26 protein-coding genes and 1 pseudogene are annotated in these 21,337 nt (G+C 63.0%); 12 read left to right on the top strand and 15 right to left on the bottom strand.

The features are described from left to right. Positions 1 to 13 precede the first annotated feature (13 nt). The gene (locus H3Z74_RS21225; protein ID WP_187761490.1) at positions 14 to 412 is read right to left on the bottom strand and encodes a hypothetical protein; all 399 of its coding nucleotides are present in this window, start codon (positions 410 to 412) and stop codon (positions 14 to 16) included. A gap of 145 nt (positions 413 to 557) precedes the next feature. Between H3Z74_RS21225 and H3Z74_RS21220 the strand changes: the two genes are divergently transcribed. From H3Z74_RS21220 to H3Z74_RS21210, 3 genes are all read left to right on the top strand, one after another. Then, on the top strand, positions 558 to 1,250 hold the full coding sequence (locus H3Z74_RS21220) for a hypothetical protein (RefSeq protein WP_187761489.1): 693 nt from the start codon (positions 558 to 560) through the stop codon (positions 1,248 to 1,250). A gap of 115 nt (positions 1,251 to 1,365) precedes the next feature. Continuing rightward, positions 1,366 to 1,770, top strand: a complete 405-nt coding sequence (locus tag H3Z74_RS21215; RefSeq protein ID WP_187761488.1) for a hypothetical protein — start codon at positions 1,366 to 1,368, stop codon at positions 1,768 to 1,770. A gap of 133 nt (positions 1,771 to 1,903) precedes the next feature. After that, positions 1,904 to 2,563 carry a DUF6891 domain-containing protein gene (locus H3Z74_RS21210; protein WP_187761487.1) on the top strand — a complete coding sequence of 220 codons (660 nt, stop codon included), beginning with the start codon at positions 1,904 to 1,906 and terminating at the stop codon, positions 2,561 to 2,563. Positions 2,564 to 2,667: 104 nt separating this feature from the next. On the opposite strand, the gene H3Z74_RS21205 is transcribed toward H3Z74_RS21210, so the two are convergent. Further along, positions 2,668 to 3,177, bottom strand: coding sequence for a 2'-5' RNA ligase family protein (locus H3Z74_RS21205; RefSeq protein WP_187761486.1), 510 nt, complete (start codon positions 3,175 to 3,177; stop codon positions 2,668 to 2,670). A 43-nt stretch (positions 3,178 to 3,220) separates the two neighbouring features. Then, positions 3,221 to 3,358 (bottom strand): hypothetical protein, encoded by a 138-nt coding sequence (locus H3Z74_RS21200; RefSeq protein WP_187761485.1) that lies wholly within the window; start codon positions 3,356 to 3,358, stop codon positions 3,221 to 3,223. Here H3Z74_RS21200 and H3Z74_RS21195 point away from each other — a divergent pair. Then, the gene (locus H3Z74_RS21195) at positions 3,357 to 3,599 is read left to right on the top strand and encodes a type II toxin-antitoxin system ParD family antitoxin (RefSeq protein WP_229726721.1); all 243 of its coding nucleotides are present in this window, start codon (positions 3,357 to 3,359) and stop codon (positions 3,597 to 3,599) included. The genes H3Z74_RS21200 and H3Z74_RS21195 overlap by 2 nt on opposite strands. Positions 3,600 to 3,610: 11 nt before the next feature. Beyond that, positions 3,611 to 3,748: pseudogene (locus tag H3Z74_RS24910) on the top strand (type II toxin-antitoxin system RelE/ParE family toxin); the annotation flags it as partial. Between the two features lie 220 nt (positions 3,749 to 3,968). Here H3Z74_RS24910 and H3Z74_RS24510 read toward each other — a convergent pair. The 9 genes from H3Z74_RS24510 to H3Z74_RS21150 form a co-directional block, all read right to left on the bottom strand. Further along, positions 3,969 to 4,568: a dCTP deaminase domain-containing protein gene (locus H3Z74_RS24510; RefSeq protein WP_229726720.1), complete on the bottom strand. Its 600-nt coding sequence runs from the start codon at positions 4,566 to 4,568 to the stop codon at positions 3,969 to 3,971. Positions 4,569 to 4,581: 13 nt separating this feature from the next. Further along, entirely contained in the window at positions 4,582 to 5,052 is a 471-nt protein-coding gene (locus tag H3Z74_RS21185; RefSeq protein WP_187761483.1) for a hypothetical protein, read from the bottom strand. 34 nt (positions 5,053 to 5,086) lie between these two features. Continuing rightward, positions 5,087 to 6,934 (bottom strand): phosphomethylpyrimidine synthase ThiC, encoded by a 1,848-nt coding sequence (gene thiC, locus H3Z74_RS21180; protein WP_187761482.1) that lies wholly within the window; start codon positions 6,932 to 6,934, stop codon positions 5,087 to 5,089. A gap of 343 nt (positions 6,935 to 7,277) precedes the next feature. Beyond that, on the bottom strand, positions 7,278 to 8,333 hold the full coding sequence (locus H3Z74_RS21175; protein WP_187761481.1) for a ferritin-like domain-containing protein: 1,056 nt from the start codon (positions 8,331 to 8,333) through the stop codon (positions 7,278 to 7,280). A 56-nt stretch (positions 8,334 to 8,389) separates the two neighbouring features. Then, positions 8,390 to 9,355, bottom strand: coding sequence for a ferritin-like domain-containing protein (locus tag H3Z74_RS21170; RefSeq protein ID WP_187761480.1), 966 nt, complete (start codon positions 9,353 to 9,355; stop codon positions 8,390 to 8,392). Positions 9,356 to 9,619: 264 nt separating this feature from the next. Then, complete coding sequence (locus tag H3Z74_RS21165; protein ID WP_229726719.1) at positions 9,620 to 10,459, bottom strand: MipA/OmpV family protein; 840 nt, start codon at positions 10,457 to 10,459, stop codon at positions 9,620 to 9,622. 105 nt (positions 10,460 to 10,564) lie between these two features. Then, positions 10,565 to 10,939 carry a DUF2141 domain-containing protein gene (locus H3Z74_RS21160; RefSeq protein ID WP_187764457.1) on the bottom strand — a complete coding sequence of 125 codons (375 nt, stop codon included), beginning with the start codon at positions 10,937 to 10,939 and terminating at the stop codon, positions 10,565 to 10,567. A gap of 88 nt (positions 10,940 to 11,027) precedes the next feature. Then, complete coding sequence (locus H3Z74_RS21155; RefSeq protein WP_187761479.1) at positions 11,028 to 11,756, bottom strand: sterol desaturase family protein; 729 nt, start codon at positions 11,754 to 11,756, stop codon at positions 11,028 to 11,030. Positions 11,757 to 11,801: 45 nt separating this feature from the next. Further along, on the bottom strand, positions 11,802 to 12,407 hold the full coding sequence (locus tag H3Z74_RS21150) for a TetR/AcrR family transcriptional regulator (RefSeq protein ID WP_187761478.1): 606 nt from the start codon (positions 12,405 to 12,407) through the stop codon (positions 11,802 to 11,804). A gap of 85 nt (positions 12,408 to 12,492) precedes the next feature. On the opposite strand from H3Z74_RS21150, the gene H3Z74_RS21145 reads away from it, so the two are divergent. Next, positions 12,493 to 13,104 (top strand): glutathione binding-like protein, encoded by a 612-nt coding sequence (locus H3Z74_RS21145; protein ID WP_187761477.1) that lies wholly within the window; start codon positions 12,493 to 12,495, stop codon positions 13,102 to 13,104. A gap of 16 nt (positions 13,105 to 13,120) precedes the next feature. Here the strand turns inward: H3Z74_RS21145 and H3Z74_RS21140 are convergent, their stop codons facing one another. Further along, positions 13,121 to 13,939, bottom strand: coding sequence for a hypothetical protein (locus H3Z74_RS21140; RefSeq protein ID WP_187761476.1), 819 nt, complete (start codon positions 13,937 to 13,939; stop codon positions 13,121 to 13,123). 193 nt (positions 13,940 to 14,132) lie between these two features. Here H3Z74_RS21140 and crtY point away from each other — a divergent pair, with 193 nt between their 5' ends. Genes crtY through H3Z74_RS21115 form a run of 5 tightly spaced genes read left to right on the top strand, consistent with a single transcriptional unit; the run spans position 14,133 to position 18,653 of the window. After that, on the top strand, positions 14,133 to 15,308 hold the full coding sequence (gene crtY / locus H3Z74_RS21135) for a lycopene beta-cyclase CrtY (RefSeq protein WP_187761475.1): 1,176 nt from the start codon (positions 14,133 to 14,135) through the stop codon (positions 15,306 to 15,308). Next, positions 15,305 to 16,798, top strand: a complete 1,494-nt coding sequence (locus H3Z74_RS21130) for a phytoene desaturase (protein WP_187761474.1) — start codon at positions 15,305 to 15,307, stop codon at positions 16,796 to 16,798. The genes crtY and H3Z74_RS21130 overlap by 4 nt, the downstream gene beginning before the upstream one ends. Next, positions 16,795 to 17,376 carry an LOG family protein gene (locus tag H3Z74_RS21125; protein ID WP_187761473.1) on the top strand — a complete coding sequence of 194 codons (582 nt, stop codon included), beginning with the start codon at positions 16,795 to 16,797 and terminating at the stop codon, positions 17,374 to 17,376. Before H3Z74_RS21130 ends, H3Z74_RS21125 begins: the two co-directional genes overlap by 4 nt. A 34-nt stretch (positions 17,377 to 17,410) precedes the next feature. Then, complete coding sequence (locus tag H3Z74_RS21120) at positions 17,411 to 18,394, top strand: phytoene/squalene synthase family protein (RefSeq protein WP_187761472.1); 984 nt, start codon at positions 17,411 to 17,413, stop codon at positions 18,392 to 18,394. Positions 18,395 to 18,449: 55 nt separating this feature from the next. Next, entirely contained in the window at positions 18,450 to 18,653 is a 204-nt protein-coding gene (locus H3Z74_RS21115; RefSeq protein ID WP_187761471.1) for a hypothetical protein, read from the top strand. Here H3Z74_RS21115 and H3Z74_RS21110 read toward each other — a convergent pair. Beyond that, positions 18,642 to 19,058, bottom strand: a complete 417-nt coding sequence (locus H3Z74_RS21110) for a hypothetical protein (protein WP_187761470.1) — start codon at positions 19,056 to 19,058, stop codon at positions 18,642 to 18,644. The two genes, H3Z74_RS21115 and H3Z74_RS21110, sit on opposite strands and share 12 nt — an antisense overlap. Positions 19,059 to 19,125: 67 nt before the next feature. Next, on the bottom strand, positions 19,126 to 19,356 hold the full coding sequence (locus H3Z74_RS21105; RefSeq protein WP_187761469.1) for a hypothetical protein: 231 nt from the start codon (positions 19,354 to 19,356) through the stop codon (positions 19,126 to 19,128). A gap of 117 nt (positions 19,357 to 19,473) precedes the next feature. Here H3Z74_RS21105 and H3Z74_RS21100 point away from each other — a divergent pair, with 117 nt between their 5' ends. Further along, positions 19,474 to 21,309, top strand: a complete 1,836-nt coding sequence (locus tag H3Z74_RS21100; RefSeq protein ID WP_187761468.1) for an ABCB family ABC transporter ATP-binding protein/permease — start codon at positions 19,474 to 19,476, stop codon at positions 21,307 to 21,309. The last annotated feature ends 28 nt before the right edge of the window (positions 21,310 to 21,337 follow it).

Below are 21,337 nucleotides of genomic sequence, written 5' to 3'. Positions count from 1 at the left end.
CGGGAAAGAGTGGCTACCAGATTTCGATCACCGGATTGAACGAGCCGGCCTTGTCCTTGTGGGTGGTGAACATGCGGATCCGCGCCGGGACCAGGCTGTGCCCCTTATATTCGGGTTCGACCCGGAGATTGTCGATCAGATCCTGCTTCACGAACCGCACCAGCGTGCCGGTCAGCTGGTCCTTGATCCCGGGAATGCCGCCGGGGACATACACGATATTCTCCGGCCGCGCCTCGCCACCGAACTCAGCGGGAAAGAGCAGGATCTTGAAGAGCTTGTCTTGCGACACGAGCCGATCGGCGGCCTCGCGCGAGGTCACGGCCGAATAATCCGGCTTCGCCCCGGTCGCTCCGGCAGCACCCGCCGACAAGCCCAGGGCCACCGCCACCGTTGCAAGAAAACGCCTGATCATGCTGCCGCTCCGCCGTCGTCACCGGACCCTATAGGCCGGCGCGCGATCGCGCGCGACAGCGCGGATGCCGCAACCGAACCCGGCGTCATGCGATTGACCCTCACAGGCGCCATGAGCATAGCCGGCCGGCCAGGATGCAGGCACGATGGAGACGCAGATGGGTGCAGTGTCAGCGGCGTTCTATTTCCTCAGCCAGCATCCCTTTCTCGCCTTGCCGCTCTATCCGCTGGCCGCATTGGCGATCGGCGGGCTGCTGGCCAGAATCACCGGCTGGTCCGGGTGGTTTTGCCTCGGCATTCCGGGGTTGGTGCTGGGGGCGATGAGTCCGTTCTTCGGATCGGCGGTGAACGCGATCTTCCTCAACGCCGCGGGCACCACCGGCAGCGCGGTGATCGTCCATTCGGAGGAAACCAGCTCGACCCTGAACGACAGCGCGATCTGGTATTATGAAGCGGTGGTGCGGACCGCGGACGGACGCGATGTCGAGACCAGCTTCGACACCATGTCGGCATCGATCTATCCGTGGCGCAACCAGATCCTGATCCCGCCCGAGGGCGAGCGGTTCATGGTCAAATATGTCCCCGGTTTCCCGCGCAACATCGCGATCATGGTCGACCAGTCGCCCTATGGCCGCAAGCGCCGGATCGCGGAGGATCGCGAGCCGGTCGAGACCGCGGCGGCAAAGCTGGCGGCAGCGCCAGACAATGCGCGGTTCCGCGACACGTATCGCGATGCGCTGACGGTGTTTATCGCGGCGCACGGCAAGGATGCCGATCCGACGCTGCTGGCGGAGTATCGCGCGAAGCTCGCGGCGCTGGGGAACGCGCCGGCGCGGTAGCGCCCGATGCAGCTCGCCGACCGGTCGTGTCAGCAAATCGCGGCAACCGGCGAATGATATTCAACTGGGCCGCGTAACATAGTATCATGGGCAATCTTCCTAGGTCGGAGGCACCGTGAAACTGCTGCTCATGCCGATCCTTGTCGCCGCAATTCCGGTGGCGTCCCCGTCTGCCGCCGGACCGCCCGGCTGCGCTGACGTCGTGGATGGCGCCAGGATTCGTGTCCAGAAACGACCATTCGACCAGGACATACCGGATCGCGACCGCTTCGGTTATCCTGACGCGCGCACCATGATTACCTGCCGGATCGTGGCGGGAGGGCGGCTCACCGATTGTCGAACGCCGCTTACCGACAAGCGGGGCCCCTGGCTCGTGAAACAATTGCGGCTATGGAAAGCGCTCGGCAAAAAATCGGGCGGTTGCCCACTGATCGGGCGACGCGTCCGATTCAACTTCCGGCTCGAAATGAGCGATAAGGAGGCAGACGGTGGAGTGCCCGGACATCCGCCGGGCGGTTAAGTGGGGCCGACTTGTCGATTGGTGGTCGATGCCGGAGTATCTGGTCCGCGTCTCTTTCAAACCGCGCGCCACAGACATATTCAATTCCGCGCATCCTTTCCTATTTTGTGCGGGCCATATCGGGAGGGCCAAGGTGAAATCGCTGCTCAGTCGTCTGTTCGGGTCCGGGGCCGTTGCTGTGGACGAGCCGGTTGCTCCCACCGCGCCCGATACACGTGAGGAAGTGCTCGAAGGGCTGCGCGGCTATATCGACCGGGATGTCGCCAGCGGCTTTTATGACGAAGACGAAATCCTGAAGAACGGCGTGGCCGCGTTCGACGGCGAGCTGGAAAGCGCCGATCTGCGCAGACAGGCGCAGCTTCACCTCAAACAGGCGCTTGCCGCCCATGCCGCCGAGCAGAAGGACTGGCCCGAGCATACCGATTGCGACCGGCTGGACGCGGCATTCGAGGAGCTCGAGGCGGAGGGCGTGATTTCGCGGCAGAATTTCTCCTGTTGCGGGACCTGCGGTTCGTCCGAAATCTGGGACGAGATCGCGGCAGTCGAGGAAGGCGGCAGCGCGGCGCGCGGCTATGCCTTCTACCATATGCAGGACACCGAATCCGCGGCCGAGGGCGGCGGGCTGTATCTCAACTATGGCGCCTGCGTTGAAGGCGAGGAGGCGGCGCTGGCGATCGGGCAGGAGATCGTGTCGCGGCTGGAGGAGCATGGGCTTTCGACCGACTGGGATGAGCGGTGGGAAACGCGGATCCGGGTCGATCTGGACTGGAAGCGGCGGCGCGGGTTGCTGTAAGGCAAGTGGCGTGTCGCCATATCCGGCATGAATGATGCTGAGCGTGATTCAGCCGTTGCGCGTCGGTCGTGCTGCGGACGACAATGGTAACGCGGGCATGGGCATCAGCCGGCACCGCGAAGTCGCCAGCGGCCATGTTCGACATGTGTGGTCTGGCCGACAATGCTCTCGACCAGCATGATTTCCTCCACCGTCCAGCCGATCGGCGCGATCTTCTGGCTGCCGAGCCGGTCGCCGCGATAGTTGATCGTCACGTGCGGTTCGGGCGTGGTGCCGAGCATCATCGGGGCTTTGCGTTCGAGAAGATGACGGACCAGCGCCGCCTGGAATGCGCGGGCCTCCGCCAGCGGTGCGCGGGTGCGCAGCGTGACGGCCTTTCGGTTCTCGATCCGATCGAAGGCGAGCGGGAAGGCTGGAGCGTCGACGCTGTCGAGCGCGGCGATCACCGCAGGAAGCCATTCGGGCGGCGCGTAATGGAGGTCGAACAGCGATACCAGGGTGACGTGGAGCAGGTCCGCGCCGCGGCCGGGATCGTTGCGGGCGAGCGCGGTGATCTGCGCCTGCGCTTCGGGCGGCGGCTTGGCCATGATGTAGAGCGGGTTACGGGCGCGCATATGGCGAGACGTAGCAGATGAGGGTGTTGTGGGGGAGGTGCGGTCACTGGGCGATGTTGATCGGTGGGATTTCGGCGATTTGGCAAATCGTCACCATAATCCGGGCATTCAGTGGCGTGGTCATGTCAGCCAAACGGTCGATGCTCGTCCGTTTTAGCGCAATATCGTAGGGTGTCGTCATGACACAAATGAACGTCTCGCTTCCCAACGGCCTCAAAAACTGGGCCGAAGCGCGCGTCGCCGAGGGGCGCTACAGCAGCACGAGCGATTATGTCCGCAACCTGATGCAGCGCGACCAGGGCGCAGAGGAAAAGAAACAAGCGCTGCGGACCGCCACCGATCTCGGCCGCGGGTCGGGATCCGGCCAGCGGAGCCTGACCGATATCGTCGCCAAGGGACGGCGTCGTCGCGCAAAAGCGTGAAGCGGCTGGAAATGAGCAAGCAGGCTCTGGCCGATCTCGCGGACATTCTCGACTATGGCGTCGTGGCGTTTGGCGAGCGCGCGGCTGAAGCATATCTGCTTGGCTTCCACGCGATATTCGAGCTAATTCTGACGCACCCACTAGCTGGCGCGGTGCATTCCGTCGTGCGGCCGCCGATCCGAAGTCTGTCGCGTGACAGTCATCGGATATCTATGATCTGTTTGCCGATCGCATCGTCGTGCAACGCGTCTTACATCAAACGATGGATGTGGAGCAGTGACTTTAGAAAGGGATCGGATCAGGCTGCATTATCCGCAGAAAGATTAGTCGCTTTTTTCCAGTATCAAGCGGCGGATCCCCGAAATCCGACTACCCGGGTGTCCCATCACCTGTGCCGTGCGACACACCATCGCTATCCGCCAAATATTGCCTTCTTGTCCATGACGCGAACTTACGTGCTTCGTCGTCCGTTAAAAGTACCGCTGCTTTATCTAGACCCCTAAGGTCAATAAAGTATATGTAGGCTATAATTTCATCGTCATTTATTCGAACTGGATTGTTCGTCAGATTCTTTAGCCCAAACTGTAATATCTGCTTTTTCTTTGCATAGTCACCGAAGGGAGCTTCGATTCTGCCCGCCGAAAGGCATAGCCCTTTTCGAGCTATAATGGATGCAGGAACAATATGTCCAACAATGGATTCTTTCAGGCTGATGTGTTCTGCGATCTCAACGACAACGAACTCTCCGCTATCTAAGAAGTATGGATCTTCATTGTCAATCGAACAATCTCTCTTTGACAAGAGGCGAAAATTACCTTCTGGTGTTTCCAAAGATTTTGATAAAATTTTCCCCGGGGTGAGAGGGTAATGTATTGTTTTCAGCTTTCCGCTGTCAAATGGGCTGATCTTAATACAATTCGATCCGATCGCTTCGGCAATCTGCTTATTATTCATTACATTACCGAACATATTACCCCCCTAATTATCTCAAAGACTGCAAAGCTATATCTGACAATCTAAGTAGCTCTTTCCCGTCATTTAGCGATATTCTACTATAGACTGCTCCGCCATCTCGAAATGTTTCCGACGTCGTCGATATGTAGCGCTCGTAAAATTCAAGTATCGGCTGAGCCTGTTCTTTAGGAAGCGCTCCCAAGGAAATTCCATGCTGGCGAAATAATGCAGCGCCGTCCTGGCCTACAACAAGGCCATGTACTTTGATGGGGTCTGTTTTTATAAGCAATGCGTCGTTTAACCGATCATAAATCTGCTGTATATCAATTCTTGTAATTGGTCCCACGACACGTGCTATCCGTACTAAATCTGCGTTAGCTGCCATTTTTATTGTCAGCAGCACCGCACCTATGGTTGTTAGGCTAGCTAACAACTGACCAATAAGCTGCCATTGCGCATCTACAGACGGCATATTTAAAATATAGGCCCCAATTGTCATAGACGTCTCAACTGCCTCAGAGATAATGAACGCCTTATTCTGCCGGAAGGTAGATTTCTCCGCCCCTCTCTTTGAATGCTTCACTCATCTCCGCCATACCCTTCTCCGCATCCCCGGCGGCGATGAACGCATTTGCCGACTGGTTTTGCTTCGCGGCGAAGTCCCTTACTTCCTGCGTAATCTTCATTGAGCAGAATTTCGGCCCGCACATAGAGCAAAAATGAGCCGTTTTGGCTCCTTCGGCCGGCAAGGTCTGGTCATGATATTGCTCCGCCGTGTCGGGATCGAGGCTGAGGTTGAACTGGTCGCGCCAGCGGAATTCGAAGCGGGCGCGTGACAGGGCGTCGTCGCGCATCTTCGACGCCGGGTGGCCCTTGGCGAGATCGGCGGCGTGCGCAGCGAGCTTGTAGGTGACCACGCCGACCTTCACATCGTCGCGGTCGGGCAGGCCGAGATGCTCCTTCGGCGTGACGTAGCAAAGCATCGCGGTGCCGTACCAGCCGATCATCGCGGCGCCGATGCCGCTGGTGATATGGTCGTAACCCGGCGCGATGTCGGTGGTAAGCGGCCCGAGCGTGTAGAAAGGCGCTTCGCCGCAGACCTCGAGCTGCTTGTCCATATTCTCCTTGATCTTGTGCATCGGCACATGGCCGGGGCCTTCGATCATCACCTGCACGTCGCTCTTCCAGGCGCGGTGGGTGAGTTCGCCGAGCGTGTAGAGCTCGCTGAACTGCGCTTCGTCATTGGCGTCGGCGATGCTGCCGGGGCGGAGACCATCGCCGAGCGAATAGGCGATGTCGTACGCCTTCATGATCTCGGTGATCTCGTCGAAGCGTTCGTAGAGGAAGCTTTCCTTGTGGTGGCTGAGGCACCATTTCGCCATGATCGATCCGCCACGGCTGACGATGCCGGTGACGCGCTTCGCGGTCATCGGGATATAGGCGAGACGCACGCCGGCATGGATGGTGAAATAATCCACGCCCTGTTCGGCCTGTTCGATCAGCGTGTCGCGGAAGATTTCCCAGGTCAGGTCCTCGGCCACGCCGCCGACCTTTTCCAGCGCCTGGTAGACCGGCACGGTGCCGATCGGCACAGGGCTGTTGCGGAGGATCCATTCGCGCGTGTCGTGGATGTTGCGGCCGGTCGACAGGTCCATCACCGTGTCCGCGCCCCAGCGGATCGACCAGACCATCTTGTCGACTTCGCTCGCCACGTTCGAGGCGACGGCGGAATTGCCGATATTGGCGTTGATCTTGACCAGGAAGTTGCGGCCGATCGCCATCGGTTCGGATTCGGGGTGGTTGATATTGTTGGGGATGATCGCACGGCCGCGGGCAACCTCGTCCCGGACGAATTCGGGGGTGACGAAATCGGGGATCGAGGCGCCGAAATCCTGGCCGTCGCGGATCAGCGCTTCCTTCGCTTGCGCGCGGCCCATATTCTCGCGGATCGCGACATATTCCATTTCCGGCGTGACGATGCCGCGCCGGGCATAGTGCATCTGGCTGACGTTCGCGCCGGCCTTCGCCCGGAGCGGGCGTTTCACGACATTCGGGAATTGCGGCACGCCGGCCGAACGATCCGGGCCGGACAGGCCGTTATCCTCCGGACGGATTTCGCGTGCGTCATATTCCTCGACATCGCCGCGCGCCATGATCCAGTCGCGGCGCAGCTGCGGCAGGCCGGCATTGATATCGATCAGCGCCTTGGGATCGGTGTACGGCCCGCTGGTGTCGTAGACGCGCAAGGGGGGTTCGCTGCAGCTCGGGTCGAGCAGGATCTCACGCATGGCGACGCGCAGATCACCGACATGGATTTTCCGGGAGCCGCGGATCGGGCCGGTGGTGACGCCGATTTCGGTGCGCGTGGGAATGTCAGCCATGAATATTCGCTCCAAATGACTCGGAAGCGAGGGCGGTTTTCCGGGCTGGAGCCGCTCCCTCCCTCCGCCGGTGTGAGCCGGATCAGGTTCAGCGGGTCATGGCATCAGCCATATCTCAGCTGCTGAGAGCGCCCATCAAAGTGATACTTTGATGGGACCCATTGCGCAGCCCCCCGGGGATGACGCCAGTGTAGCAGATCGCGGCGACAAGGGAAGCGTGACCAGGCGACGCTTTCCCCCGGCTCGCCGGTTTCTCCTTTGCGCCGGCACGCGAAGCGCAGGCAAAGAAAAGGCCGCGCGACCCGAAGGGATCGCGCGGCCGGTAGAAATCGTCAGAACCGGCTCAGAAGGCGCCCTGGGCGCCGTTCGCACTGCTGGTCTTGACCGTGCCGTTCAGGCCGGACGGGAAGAAGCCGCCCCCGACCACGGCGGCCTGGTTGAGGTAGAAGATGTTGAGCACCTGGCCGGTGGTCCGGAGGAAGGGCAGGCCGGTCGTATTGTCGGTGGGTACGATGTTGGTTGCCGTACCGGTACCGGTGACGCCCTGATCCAGCTCATTGCCGGTGCCGTCAAAGAAGTCGCGCCGATCGGAGATCTTGTCCGCATTGGCGAGCACGGTCCCGCCCTTTTGCGTGATGACGCTGCGGATCAGGCCGGAGGAATAGCCTTCGGCCGCGATCAGCCCGGCCAACGCCTCGCGGAAGGTCGCGTTGGTCACCTTGGGAAACAGGTAATTCAGGGCCGTAACGCCGACATCCTCGAACAGGAAAGCGGCGGTCAGGAAATTCGTCTCGCTGGCATAGGGGTTGAAGGTTCCCCCGGCGGCAACGATCCCGGCGCCCTGCGCCAGGACGCTGAAGGCACCCGTGGCGGCAATGCCGTCGATATTGAGCGCGGGTTGCGCAACCCTGGCCGAACCGAGCAGAAACCGCAGCAGGGTGATATGCGCGACCTGATCCGCCGCGATTTCCTTGGCATATTGCTGGAGCACCGTGTCGGAGAAAGTTACCGCCGCGCCCCCGGTTACGGCGCCGGCGGTGCCGACGCCATCGGTCAGGGTGGTAGCGAGAGCCGCGCCGTTTGCCGCCCAGGCGTAGAATTGCGCCTTGAGGAATTTGAGGTTGAGCGCGAAATTCAGCACGTCCGGGTCCAGCAGGGTCGGCGTCGGCGAGCCGGTCGGCGTCGGCGTCGGGCTGCCCGTCGGCGTGGGCGTCGGCGAAGGGGTCGGCGTCGGGTTGTCGCTGCCGCCGCCACAGGCGGCGAGCAGCGAGGTGGCGCCCGCCACCGCCGCGATGCCGCTGGCATGACGCAGGAAGCTGCGACGCTGGACCCGACGCAGATCGTCGGCGGCGAGCGTTTCGTTGATGGGAGTCTCGGTCAGCTTTTCTGTATCGGTCATCGGGTCAACTTCCCTGAATTCTATGGCTATCGGATCGTGCGCGGCTGGAGCGCCGATCAGACCGTCGTGTTGCGGATGGTGCCGTTGAGCCCGGCGGGGAAGAAGCCGCCCCCGGAGGCCGCGGCCGAGGTCAGATAAAGGATTTTCATCACCTGGTTGGTCGTCCGGCTATACGCCAGGCCATTCCCGTCGAGCGGGGTAACGTTCGACTGAATCGCGGCACCGGTGCCGGTGGGCGAGATGCCCTGATCGAGATCCGCCGTACCGTCCAGGGTATCGCGCGCGCCCGAAATCGCATCGGCCGAAGTGCGCAGCGAAGCGGTGGTCGCGCCCTTGGCATAGAGCGTGCTGCGGAGGATCGAGGCATGATAGGCCCGGACCGCGATAATGCCGGCAACGGCAGCGAGATAGCCCGGGTCGGTCAATATGATCGATCCGCCCTTATACGCGGTAACCCCGACATCTTCGAAGATGAACGCGCCGAGCAGGAAGTTCTGGTCATTGGCATAGACGTCGAAACCCTGGCCCGCGCCGACCAGGCTGGCCAGGCGTGCGGCGTTGCTGAACGCGCTGGTCGCCGTGACGCCGAGGTCGATCGCCGGCTGGGCAATCGCCGCCGTGCCGAGCAGGCTGCGCAGGTAACGGACATGGTTGAGCTTGTCCTGGGCGATTTCCCGGGCAAAGCGCGCGACCACCGGATCGGTGAAATTGACCTGGGCCCCGCCGGTCACGGCGCCTTGCGTGCCGGTGCCGGTCAGGTCGGCGTTGGACAGGCCGGCGCCGGACACCGCATAGCTGTAGAATTGCGCTTCGAGATATTCCAGGTTGAGGGCGAAGTTGAGAAAATCCTTCTCGTTCGCGCCGGCCTCCGCCGATGCATAACCGCCGATCGAAACCGCCGCCACACCCGCGCCGGCCACCGCGGCCGCGCCGAGCGCGGTCTTGAAGAATTCACGGCGTTCGTTGCGCGGTTCGGCCCCGGCGTCGAAGGTCTCGATCGGTTGCTGATTCGTGTCGGTCATGGGCACGGGCCTTCCCTTTGATTCTATCTGGCGCGCTGTGATGGCTGGCGGGCGGTTGGGCAATAGCTGCGATAACATCCGTTACGATGATGTGGTGCCGCCCCCAAGCATGACGCGACACTGGCTGATCTGTTCAATCAGCGCAACCAGATAGACGGAGATTCCGGCCCGGACCCGTACCGCCGCCGGAAGAATTTCCCGGGAAGAGCGGTCGAGCGAAGCCCGTTTGGGCATGCGCGTCGCGGCGCATGCCCAACAGGACGCTCAGAAAGTATAGCCGATACCTGCCCCGAAGAGCAGCTGGTTGCGGTCGCCCGCGATGCGCGTCACCGGGCTTTCGGCAAAGTCGCCCAGCAGCCGCGAATAGGACACGCCGGCGATGACCGCGAGGCCGTGCGTCAGGTCGCCGGTCAGCGAATAGGTGGCGAGGCCAGTGAGCGAATAGCTCTTCCAGCCCTTGCCCGCACTGTACGTCGGCAGGGTGCTGGCGAGCGAGCCAGGCGCATCGACGCTGAAATACGTCCGGGCATAGCCGCCGCCGGCATAGACCGCGTTGGCCGAGACACCGACATAGGCCTTGCGGCTGAGCGGTGTGCCATATTCGATCTGCGGCGTGATGAGATAGCTTTTATGCGCGTTGTTGACGTCATGGACATAGGAGACGCTCGCGGTGAGCTTGTCATAGTCGCTGGTGATCACCCCGGTCTTGCCGATGCCGATATAGCCACCGAGCTCGACCGCGGTCTTGCGTTCGCCAAGCGCAGCGACGCGGGTGTCCTTGATACTCTTCAGGCTGGTGCGGTCCAGATTGACGCCGGCCACCGGGCCGAGCTGAAAGTCGAATCCGGGACCCGGCTTGTCCGGCACGACATCGACGAGCAACCTCGTGCCGCGCGTGCTGAAATTGATCCCCGACAGCGACCCGCGGACGACGCCGACCGCCAGGAAGCGGTTGCTGTCCGATCCTTCATAGCTCGGCACGCTGGCGACGCCGACCGCTACCGAGAGACTGTCCCCGCCAATCTCAGGCGCTGGCGGAGCCGGTTCAGCGGGAGAATTCGTGTCCTGCGCAAAGGCGGGAGCAGCAAGAGGGAACGAAAACAAGACGGCGGACAGGATAACGCAAATTTTAAGCGACACTGGCGGCTCCGGATAAAGTGAGTCACCTTACCCCAACGCATCCTCGCGACTTTGGCTCCGCCGATCGGATCAGAGCAGATACTTCATCCTGATCTGTTGTTCTGCGGCATCACTGGTCAGCGTGAAGCGCGCCGCGGCGAATTTCGGCGGGCCGAAGCCGATCGCCGGATTGCGCGAAAAGCCGAATCCTTCGCGCGGGATGCCGGCAAAGGTGTCGAGCTTCTTGTTGCCATTCTCGTCATGGATCACCGCAACCGCATAATCACCCTGCGGCAGGGCCTGGAAGACGATGTTCGGCGCATCGGCACGAACCGAGCGGGTCACCGCGCGGGTATCGTCGACGCAGCCAGGGAAATTCTTCGGATCAGCGGTCAGGCAGACGCGGATCATGCCCTTGGCCGAGCGCAGTTTCTCGACATCGACATGGAGATCCGCGACCGGCATCGCGCCGGGCAGCAGCGATACGAGGATCAGCGCGGCGCCAAGCCGACGCGCGAAACGCTGCGCCGGACCCACCGCCGTCGCGGCACTGTTATCGTTCGTCAAAACTGCCAACCCCTCGATCGGTACCACAGAACCGGTCCCAGAACCGAAAATAGAGACCATAATTGCACCTATATTGTTCATGATGCCGCTGATGATGGCTCGCAGTGATGAGCCACGCCCCCAAATGCCCCCGCCACATGAAGCGCGGGAAGATTTCCCAGCCCATATGATTGGTCACCCCCATAACGGTCATGATCGTCAGCACCAGCCCAAGTGCGCCGACATGAATCGGAATCGAGAAGACCAGTAGCGGAATTACCACGGCACCGGTCAATGCTTCATAAGGATGGAACGCCATCGCTGCCCAGGCGGTCGGCGGGCGGCTGGCATGATGCACGGCATGAGCGATGCGGAACGGGCGCGGGCGATGCATCCAGCGATGCGTCCAGTAGAACCAGGTGTCGTGCGCGAAGAGATAGAACAGCACCGACAGCGGCAGATACCAGAGCGGCCAGGCGTGGATGTCGCTGTAGATCTGCGTCCAGCCGCGATTCTGCCAGCCCCACGCGACCATGCCGGCGGGGATGCCATAGATTGCCGCGGACGCGAGGCTCCAGCGGATCTCGCGCCGGATCTGCGGATCGAGGCCGGCATAAAGGCCGGGAAAGCGCCAGCGCGTGGCAAGCGCGAAGGCGCCGCTGACGATAAGATAGCGTACCCCGACGATCAGCGTCATGGCGATCGCGGAGATCAATATGGCTGAGGCGGCGTTCATCCGGCGCCCTTATAGAGGCCCAGCCGCTCCCGTCACCCGCTCCCGTCACGCAACCAGTGCGGCGCAATCCCTGGCGATCTGTTCGAGCGCCTCGCGCGGCTCGCCGGCCCGTGCGCGGACGCTGAGCGAATGGATCACCGCGGCAACGATGCGGGCATGGGCAGCGGGGTGAGCGCTGCCGGCCGCCGCGAGCAGTTCCTCGATGCGGCGATCCTCCATCGCGAGAAAATCGGCCAGCGCCGCTCGCACCTGCGGGTCGGACGCCGATTCAGCACTTGCCGTGCTCACCGCAAGACAGCCCGACGGGCCCTTTTCGCCCGACAGATAGCCATCGATCGTGAACATCAGCATGATCTCGACCAGTTTGCGCAGCTCGAGTCCCTGCGCCGCGATCGCATCGAAACCGCGTTCGGCGCGTGCGCTGACTCGCGCCAGTGCGGCCAGATAGAGCGCACGTTTGTCGCCGAACGCCGCGTAGAGGCTGGGCCGCGCAAGCCCGGTTGCCTCGACCAGATCGTCGAGCGAGGTTGCCGCATACCCCTGGGTGCGGAAGCGCTCGCTTGCCGCCTTGAGCACGGCATCGGGATCGAAACCTCGCGGGCGGCCGCGCGATCGGCCCCTGGCAGGAGCTTCGGAGGGTTTGTCGGTCAATTATATACCGTTTCGCAAAGAATCATTGACGCGTTCTATATTATGCGAAATAGTACAGAAATCAACCAAGCCCGGGGAGACCGCCATGAAACTGTACTTCATTCCCTTCGCCTGCTCGCTCGCCACGCGCATCGCAGTCGAGGAAGCCGAGCTCGAGGCGGAGTTCATCCAGGTCCTGCCGGGCCAGCTCTTGCCCGACGGCCGCCCGTTCTCGGCGGTCAGCCCGATGGAGTATGTCCCGGCGCTTGAGACAGGCGGCACCGTGCTGAGCGAGGGTACGGTGGTGCTGACCTATATCGCTGATCTCGCCGCCGAGGGCGTACTCGCGCCGGCACCCTATACCGAGGCGCGTTACCAGATGATGCGCTGGCTCAACTTCGTCGCGACCGAAGTGCACAAGGGTGTCTTCTCGCCATTGATGACGAGCAAGTCGAGCCAGGGCGCGCGGGACTGGGCCTTGGGCATGCTACACAAGCGCTTCGACTTGCTCTCGCGCCAGCTCGAGGGACAGGATTATCTGATCGGCAGCTTCAGCGTCGCCGATGCCTATCTGCTGGCGGTGCTCAACTGGTGCGAACACGCCGGGGTGCCGATCAAGACCTGGCCGGTCCTCGAAGCGTGGCGCGCGAAGATGCGCACCCGGCCTTCGGTCGTCCGCGCGATGGCAACCGAGATGCCGCTGCTCCAGGCGGCGTGATCCGAAAAGGGCGGCGTCACTTCTTCTTCGCGCCGTCCTTTTTCATATCCACTTTCTCGATCCTGGTGCCGTTGACGCTCCACAAGACATCTTTTGCGGTGCCGACGAACACGGGATTGCCCGACCAGAGCGAGAGATAGACGTGCATCTCGGTCGGTTGCGGGTCGAGCAGATGCGTCACGAACATGATCGCATCCTTCTCCGGCCGCTCCATTACCAGGCAGCTTTTGCTGAAATCGCGTGTCGCCAGCAGCTTGCCGTCGGGACCGATATCGACCTCGTGATGACCACCCATGGGATAGGCGTCCCGCTTCATCATCGGGGTGAGCAGATAGACGGGAATGATATTGCTGCCGGGCCGGGGCGGCAGGGTGACGGTGTTGAAGGGCCGCTCGACACAGGCACCGAAAGGCTGCGCGACCGCGACATCGTGCGCCGCCGCCATACGCACGGCTTGTGCCGACAGACTGCGGCCGCCTCCCGCGTCGGGCACGCGGTCGTCGACGACCTTCCCATCGCGATACTCGGCGACATAGATCGCAAAGGGCGTCGTCCCGCTCAGTCCGTAATAGGTGACGGTCAGCAGATCGCCCGCCGGTTCGACCACCCAGCCGCGGATCGCGCGCATCGACTCCTCGGGCAGCTTGCGCGCCACCATCGCATCGGTGCTGTGCCAGGCCGCCTGGTCAAAAGCGTAAATCTCGGCGCCGCGGGCGGCGACGGTGGCGAGGTCGGCGGTCGGGATGACCGACGGCTTGTCCGCCTGCCCGGCATATGCCGGTACGGCCAGCATCGCAGCGGCCAGCGCCAATACTTCGATCAGCAACAGTCGCATCGGCAATCTCCCCAGAGTCTCCCAGGCGAATTTCTAGCATCGCTACAGCCTGTGGCCTATCCCGGCCGGAACCGGATGGGGCGGCATTTGCAGGCGGCCGACCCGACGGCGAGCAGGCGGCCACCAGCAACGGCATCCCCATCCCGCGAATTCCGCGCTTGCGCAGGAACGCGGATCGGTTAGGCGCTGAGACATGGCAGCGATCATTCCGTGCGATGTGGCGATCGTCGGCGCGGGGCTCGCCGGCGGACTGATGGCGCTGGCGCTGAAGCGCCGGCATCCCGACCTCGACGTCCGGCTGATCGAAGGCAGCAACTCGATCGGCGGCAATCATGTCTGGTCGTTCTTCGCCAGCGATATCGCCGATGCCGACCGCTGGATCGTCGCGCCACTGATCTGTTACGGCTGGAAATCCTACGACGTCGCCTTTCCGGCGCATGCGCGCATGCTCGCCAATGGCTATTATTCGATTGAGTCCGAACGGCTCGACGCCGTGGTGCGCGCCGCCCTGCCCGAGGGCGCGCTGATCACCGGACGCAAGGTGCTCGGCGCCAGTCCGCGCGCGGTCGTGCTGGCGGACGGCGACCGGGTCGAAGCGAAGGGCGTGATCGATGCGCGCGGGACCGGGGATCTCTCGCTGCTCGATCTCGGCTGGCAGAAATTCCTCGGGCGCGAATTCGCGCTGAGCGAACCGCACGACCTGACCCGGCCGATCGTGATGGATGCGACGGTCGCGCAGCTCGGCGGCTATCGCTTCGTCTATTCGCTGCCCTTCGCGGCGACGCGGATGTTCGTCGAGGATACCTATTACAGCGATGGCCCTGAGATCGAGCGCGACGCACTGGGCGCGCGGATCCATGCCTATGTCACGGCGAAGGGATGGCAGGTCGACCGTATCATACGCGAGGAAGCAGGCGTGCTGCCGGTCGCGATGGGCGGCGATTTCGAGGAATATTGGCGATCGGGCGGCAACAAGGTCGCCAAGATCGGCATGCGCGCCGGTCTGTTCCATCCGACCACCGGCTATTCGCTGCCCGATGCGGTACGGATCGCGGCATTGGTGTCGAATTCGACCGAGCTGTCGGGCAAGAAGCTGCACGACCTGACCTATCATTATGCCCGTGCACGGTGGCGCGAGCGCAGTTTCTACCGCCTGCTCGACAAGATGCTGTTCCGCGCCGCCGAGCCCGAAGAGCGTTACCGCATCCTTGAACGCTTCTATCGTTTGTCGCCTGCGCTTATAGGCCGTTTTTATGCAGGACGTTCGACCATGACCGACAAGGCACGTATTCTCACCGGCAAGCCGCCGGTTCCGATCGGCCGCGCGATCCGGGCCATCACTGGCGGACTGGCAGGAAACGCACGATGAGCAGCACGCCACCGCGATCGGCGATCGTCATCGGCGCCGGATTCGGCGGGCTCGCGCTCGGCATCCGGCTGCAGTCCGCCGGAGTCGATACGACGATCGTCGAGGCACGCGACAAGGCCGGGGGCCGCGCCTATGTCTGGGAAAAGGACGGCTTCACGTTCGATGCCGGGCCGACCGTCATCACCGACCCGCCCTGCCTGCAGGAATTATGGGCGCTGACCGGGCGCGACATGGCCGAGGATGTGAAGCTCGTGCCGGTCACGCCATTCTACCGGCTCAACTGGCCCGATGGCGTCAGCTTCGACTATACCAATGACGATCAGGTCCTGAACGCCGAGATCGCCAAGCTCAATCCCGAAGATGTCGCAGGATATCGCAAATTCCTCGACTATTCCGCCGGCGTGTTCCGCGAAGGCTATGAAAAGCTCGGCCATGTCGCGTTTCTCGATTTCGCGTCGATGATCAAGGCAGCACCTTCGCTGGCCAAATATCAGGCCTGGCGGTCGGTCTATTCGATCGTGTCGAGCTTCGTGAAGGACGAGCATCTGCGCCAGGCGCTGTCGTTCCACACATTGCTGGTCGGCGGCAATCCAATGACCACCAGCGCGATCTATGCACTGATCCACAAGCTCGAACGTGACGGCGGGGTATGGTTCGCGATGGGCGGTACCAACCAGCTGATCGCCGGCATGGTAACGCATTTCGAGCGGCTCGGCGGAAAGCTGCGCCTGAACGACCCGGTGACCAGCATCGAGACGCTCGGCGACAAGGCGACCGGTGTGACCACCAGGGACGGCTGGGCCGGCACCGCGGACATGATCGCGTGCAACGGCGATGTCATGCACATCTATCGCGATCTGCTGAAAACCTCGCGCAGCGCGGTGCGAACCAAGGCGAAGCTGGAACGCAAACGCTATTCACCGTCGCTGTTCGTGGTGCACTTCGGCATCAAGGGCACATGGCCGGGCATCCCGCACCACATGATCCTGTTCGGGCCGCGCTATAAGGGCCTGCTCACCGATCTCTACGATACCGGCATCCTGCCTGAGGATTTCTCGCTTTACCTGCACCACCCGACCGTGACCGATCCGTCGCTGGCGCCGGAAGGGCATTCGACCTTCTATGCGCTGGCGCCAGTGCCGCATCTGGGCAAATTCCCGGTCGATTGGGACGAGCTTGGCCCGATCCTGGAAAAGCGCATCCTCGACGAGGTCGGGAGACGGTTGATCCCCGACATCAATGAGCGGATCGTGACCAAATTCCATTACGCACCGAACGACTTCGCCGCCGATCTCAACGCGCATCTCGGCAGCGCGTTCAGCCTGGAGCCGATCCTGACGCAGAGCGCCTGGTTCCGCGTGCACAATCGCGACGATCATATCCCGAACCTGTATTTCGTCGGCGCCGGAACGCATCCGGGCGCGGGCATTCCCGGCGTGGTCGGCAGCGCCAAGGCGACGGCGGCACTAATGCTGGAGGGTGCGAAGTGAAGCGTCTTGCCATCTATTGCGGATCCGCCACTCCGGCCGATCCCGTCTATATCGAGGCCGCGCGCGCGGTCGGCCGCTTGCTCGCCGAACGCGGTATCGGCGTGGTCTATGGCGGTGGGCGGCTCGGGCTGATGGGCGCGGTCGCCGATAGTGCTCTGGCAGCAGGCGGCGAGGTGATCGGGATCATCACCCAGGCGCTGGTCGATATCGAGGTCGCGCATCGCGGCTGCACCGAACTGCAGGTCGTCGAGACCATGCATCAGCGCAAACAGGCCTTTACCGACCTGTCCGATGGCTTCGTCAACCTGCCCGGCGGGACCGGTACGATGGACGAGCTGTGGGAAGCGATGAGCTGGGCGCAACTCGGCTATCACGCCAAGCCGGTCGGGCTGCTCAATGTCGCGGGTTATTACGACCATCTGATCGCCTTCTATCACAAGATGGGCGAAGTCGGCTTCCTGCGGCCGCAACATCAGGGCTTGCTGATCGTCGATACCGCGATCGACGGATTGCTGGCGAAGATGGCCGCGAGCCAGCCGATCAGGGCGATCACCACGATGAGCGCCTCCGACCTGTGAGTCCGCCTTGCTCCACGCAAAGGGGCGGCAGACCGTGAGCCAAGCAACCGCCCTCCCCACTCGCGATGCGATCGTCGCGACGGCGCGGGAGTCGATTGCACGCGGGTCGAAGAGTTTCGCCGCCGCGAGTACATTGTTCAGCCCCGCCACACGCGAACGCGCCTGGCTGCTCTACGCGTGGTGCCGCGCTTGTGACGATATCGCCGACGGGCAGGACCATGGGCACGGCATGAGCGTCGTCACCGATGCGCCGGCGCGACTCGAGCGCATGCGGGCGATGACCGAAGCGGCGCTGGCCGGTAAGCCGGTCGGCGAGCCCGCCTTCGATGCGCTGCGCATCGTCGCGGCCGAGACGCACCTGCCACATGGCTTCGCGCATGATCTGATCGAAGGGTTCGCGCTCGACGCGCGCGACTGGCGGCCGCGCTCCGAGGCCGATCTCTACAAATACTGCTATCATGTCGCCGGCGTGGTCGGCTGCATGATGGCCGTGATCATGGGCGTGTCGCCCGATGACGAGGCGACGCTCGACCGCGCCTGTGACCTGGGCATGGCGTTCCAGCTCGCCAATATCGCGCGCGACATCGAGGAGGATGACCGGGTCGGGCGCTGCTATGTGCCAGAGGAATGGCTGGTCGAAATGGACATTCCGCCGGGCCAGCACATGAAGCCGCCGTTTCGCCGCCGCCTGGCGGTGCTGGCGCGGCGGCTGGCCGATCGCGCAGCGCTGTTCGAGGCAAGCTCGCGGATCGGCACGACGAAACTGGACCTGCGGTCGGCCTGGGCAGTGTTGTCGGCCGCGGGTATCTATGGTGCGATCGGGCGCAAAGTCGCTGCAGGAGGCGAGCATGCCTGGGACCACCGCGTGACGACATCCAAGGCAGCGAAGATCGGCTTTATCGCCCGCGCGCTGGTCGAGGCAATGCGGCGACAGGCATTGTACCCGGATTCGCCGCGGGATCCCGGGCTGTGGACCCGCCCTGAAGTCCTGCCTCAGAGAGCACGAACGCAGCGTTAATCATGATCAGTCACCGGCTGGTCATCCCGCATCCAGCATCGCGGACCTTGTGACCATGCTTTCTTTAAAATTGTCCCGCGCACTGGCGCAGGGACGCGCCGTCCGGCCCGAGCCTCCCAGTCGGGCCGCCTTGCTGGCCATGTTGCTGCGCAAGCGCGCCGCCGCGCATAATGTCGGCGCGGAGGAGCTCGAAGCCCTGTTGCGCGACCAGATCCGCTGGTCGCTGCCGATCGAGCGCAACCCCGCTTCAGCCGAGTAGCGGTTCCCCGGGATAGGGTTTGCGGTGAATCCGCGCCGCGATGCGGCCGCCGAGCAGCGGCACGACAACCGCGCAGACCTGCATCCACAGCGGATGGGGCAGCATGACGATGGCGGAGATGCCGCCGGCGACGACCAGCACCGCGACGATCCAGCCTGCCCAGCGCCAGTCGGAAATTCTCAGTGCCAGCCACGCGCCGCCAAGCGCGCCGAGAAACCAGGCCAGCACCACGAGCAGCTTCGCCGGGAGCGGCATGCCGGCCATGATCGCGGCGGTGGTTTCGGCGTCGGCGCTGTCGAGCTCCCCGCCCAGCGGATAAAGCGTCCCGGCGAGCAATTCGGTCAGCGCGACGATCACCACCGCGGCGACCGCGCCGAGGACGACGCTCAGGATCCGCTTGCCCATCAAAAACCCCCACCGCTCAGCCGATGGGGGTAGATCTATCAGTTTGCCGGGAATCGGCCAATCGGGTTCAACTCGCGCGGCGATCCTGTTTCAGCTGCACCATGCGTTCGCCGTTCGCGCGGCATGCGGCGCTGACCACCGGATAGTCGATATCGCTGTTGCGGGTGAGTGCTGCGGGCATTGCCGCCTGGCATTGCTGGATCGTTGCGTAGCGAGCGGATTCGACCCGCGCTTCGGCACAATTCGCGCTGCCGTCCGAACATCCCATGATCGCCATGACGTAGAACAGAGGTTCCATGTCGTCGTCTCCCGTATCATCGGCATAAATCGACGAACCGACACTCTGGTTCCATGAAAGGATTGTCCGGGGGATTGACCTTTCACCGACGCTGCGGGTGACCTACATACCGTCCTTATGCCACCCATGACCGAACCAACTTCCCGAGAGCGTCCGCTCCTGCCGACGCTCAGGCGGTTCCTCCCCTATCTCTGGCCCGCCGATGCACCGGCGCTGCGCTTGCGCATCGTGCTGGCGATGTTGCTGGTCGTCGTGTCGAAGGTGGTGCAGGTCTATGGCGCACCCTTCGCGCTGCAGGGCGCGGTCGATGGTATGGCCAAAGGCGATCGCAGCGCGACGACGCTGATTCTCGCCCTGGTGATCGGCTATGCCGCTGCGCGTTTCGGGTCGGTGCTGTTCGACAATCTGCGCAACACGGTGTTCGAACGCGTCGGGCAGGATGCGACCCGGCGGCTTGCCGCGACGGTGTTCCGCCATCTTCATCAGCTATCGCTGCGCTTCCATCTCGAACGGCGCACCGGCGCAGTCACCAAGGTGGTCGAGCGCGGCACCAAGAGCATCGATACGATGCTCTATTTCCTGCTCTTCAACATCGCGCCGACCGTGCTTGAGCTGGCCATGGTGGTCGGCATCTTCTGGACAAAATTCGGTGGCTGGCTGGTCACCGCCACGCTGATCATGGTGATCGCCTATATCGCCTTCACCCGCGCGGTGACCGACTGGCGCGCGGCCTTGCGCACGCAGATGAACGACCTCGATACCGGCGCGGTCAGCCATGCGGTCGATTCATTGCTCAATTTCGAGACGGTGAAATATTTCGGCGCCGAGGAGCGCGAGGCGAAACGCTATGATGCGGCGATGGGCGCCTATGCCAGCGCAGCGGTGCGCAGCGAGAATTCGCTCGCCTGGCTCAATATCGGTCAGGCGCTGATCACCAATGTGATGATGGCGTTCGGCATGGCGCTGATCGTGTGGGGCTGGAGCAGCGGCCGTTTCACTGCCGGTAACGTCGTGCTCGTATCGACTCTGCTCGCCCAGCTGTTCCGCCCGCTCGACCTGCTCGGCATGGTCTATCGCACGATCCGCCAGGGCGTGATCGACATGGGATCGATGTTCGACCTTATCGATACCCCGTCAGAAGTGGTCGATGCGCCCGGCGCGACGGCTTTGGTTGTCGACAGGGGCCATATCCGGTTCGAAGATGTGCGCTTCGGCTATGACGACCCAGAGCATGGCGGGCGAGAGATCCTGAAGGGCATCGATCTCAATATCCCGGCTGGACATACGCTGGCAGTGGTCGGGCCTTCGGGCGCGGGCAAGTCGACGCTCGCGCGGCTGATGTACCGTTTCTACGACCTGACCGGCGGCCGCATCACGATCGACGACCAGGACATCGCGCAGGTCACCCAGGCGAGCCTGCGCGCCGCGATCGGCATCGTGCCGCAGGATACGGTGCTGTTCAACGACACGATCGGCTACAATATCGCCTATGGCCGTGAAGGTGCAGACCAGCAGCAGATCGAGACGGCGGCGCGCGGCGCGGCGATCGCCGGGTTCATCGAGAGCCAGAGCGAGGGATATCAAACGCGCGTGGGCGAACGCGGGCTGAAATTGTCAGGGGGCGAAAAGCAACGCGTGGCGATTGCCCGCACCTTGCTCAAGAATCCGCCGATCCTGATTCTCGATGAAGCAACCAGCGCACTCGACAGCCGCACTGAAGGCGAGATCCAGGACACGCTGGAGGCAATCTCCGCACGGCGCACGACGATCGTCATCGCCCACCGCTTGTCGACCGTGGTCAATGCCGACGAGATCGTCGTGCTCGAAGCCGGCCAGGTGGTCGAACGCGGCAATCACGCCAAGCTGCTGCGCAAGGGCGGGCTCTACGCCGAAATGTGGAACCGCCAGGCGCAGGAGCGGGCCGATGAAGATGGCGTGATGGCGGCGGAATGACGGTGCGATTTCACTTGCTGTTCGCCGC

This window comes from Sphingomonas alpina (genome assembly GCF_014490665.1).
Lineage (GTDB): Bacteria > Pseudomonadota > Alphaproteobacteria > Sphingomonadales > Sphingomonadaceae > Sphingomonas > Sphingomonas alpina.
This window is presented reverse-complemented; position numbering and strand designations above follow the sequence as displayed.

Coding starts and splice junctions, on each gene's coding strand:
- H3Z74_RS21225 (WP_187761490.1), bottom strand. CDS start 412: ATGATCAGGCGTTTTCTTGCAACGGTGGCGGTGGCCCTGGGCTTGTCG.
- H3Z74_RS21220 (WP_187761489.1), top strand. CDS start 558: ATGGAGACGCAGATGGGTGCAGTGTCAGCGGCGTTCTATTTCCTCAGC.
- H3Z74_RS21205 (WP_187761486.1), bottom strand. CDS start 3,177: ATGCGCGCCCGTAACCCGCTCTACATCATGGCCAAGCCGCCGCCCGAA.
- H3Z74_RS21195 (WP_229726721.1), top strand. CDS start 3,357: ATGACACAAATGAACGTCTCGCTTCCCAACGGCCTCAAAAACTGGGCC.
- H3Z74_RS21200 (WP_187761485.1), bottom strand. CDS start 3,358: ATGACGACACCCTACGATATTGCGCTAAAACGGACGAGCATCGACCGT.
- H3Z74_RS24510 (WP_229726720.1), bottom strand. CDS start 4,568: ATGTTCGGTAATGTAATGAATAATAAGCAGATTGCCGAAGCGATCGGA.
- H3Z74_RS21185 (WP_187761483.1), bottom strand. CDS start 5,052: ATGACAATTGGGGCCTATATTTTAAATATGCCGTCTGTAGATGCGCAA.
- thiC (WP_187761482.1), bottom strand. CDS start 6,934: ATGGCTGACATTCCCACGCGCACCGAAATCGGCGTCACCACCGGCCCG.
- H3Z74_RS21175 (WP_187761481.1), bottom strand. CDS start 8,333: ATGACCGATACAGAAAAGCTGACCGAGACTCCCATCAACGAAACGCTC.
- H3Z74_RS21170 (WP_187761480.1), bottom strand. CDS start 9,355: ATGACCGACACGAATCAGCAACCGATCGAGACCTTCGACGCCGGGGCC.
- H3Z74_RS21160 (WP_187764457.1), bottom strand. CDS start 10,939: ATGCCGGTCGCGGATCTCCATGTCGATGTCGAGAAACTGCGCTCGGCC.
- H3Z74_RS21155 (WP_187761479.1), bottom strand. CDS start 11,756: ATGAACGCCGCCTCAGCCATATTGATCTCCGCGATCGCCATGACGCTG.
- H3Z74_RS21145 (WP_187761477.1), top strand. CDS start 12,493: ATGAAACTGTACTTCATTCCCTTCGCCTGCTCGCTCGCCACGCGCATC.
- H3Z74_RS21140 (WP_187761476.1), bottom strand. CDS start 13,939: ATGCGACTGTTGCTGATCGAAGTATTGGCGCTGGCCGCTGCGATGCTG.
- crtY (WP_187761475.1), top strand. CDS start 14,133: ATGGCAGCGATCATTCCGTGCGATGTGGCGATCGTCGGCGCGGGGCTC.
- H3Z74_RS21130 (WP_187761474.1), top strand. CDS start 15,305: ATGAGCAGCACGCCACCGCGATCGGCGATCGTCATCGGCGCCGGATTC.
- H3Z74_RS21115 (WP_187761471.1), top strand. CDS start 18,450: ATGCTTTCTTTAAAATTGTCCCGCGCACTGGCGCAGGGACGCGCCGTC.
- H3Z74_RS21110 (WP_187761470.1), bottom strand. CDS start 19,058: ATGGGCAAGCGGATCCTGAGCGTCGTCCTCGGCGCGGTCGCCGCGGTG.
- H3Z74_RS21105 (WP_187761469.1), bottom strand. CDS start 19,356: ATGGAACCTCTGTTCTACGTCATGGCGATCATGGGATGTTCGGACGGC.
- H3Z74_RS21100 (WP_187761468.1), top strand. CDS start 19,474: ATGCCACCCATGACCGAACCAACTTCCCGAGAGCGTCCGCTCCTGCCG.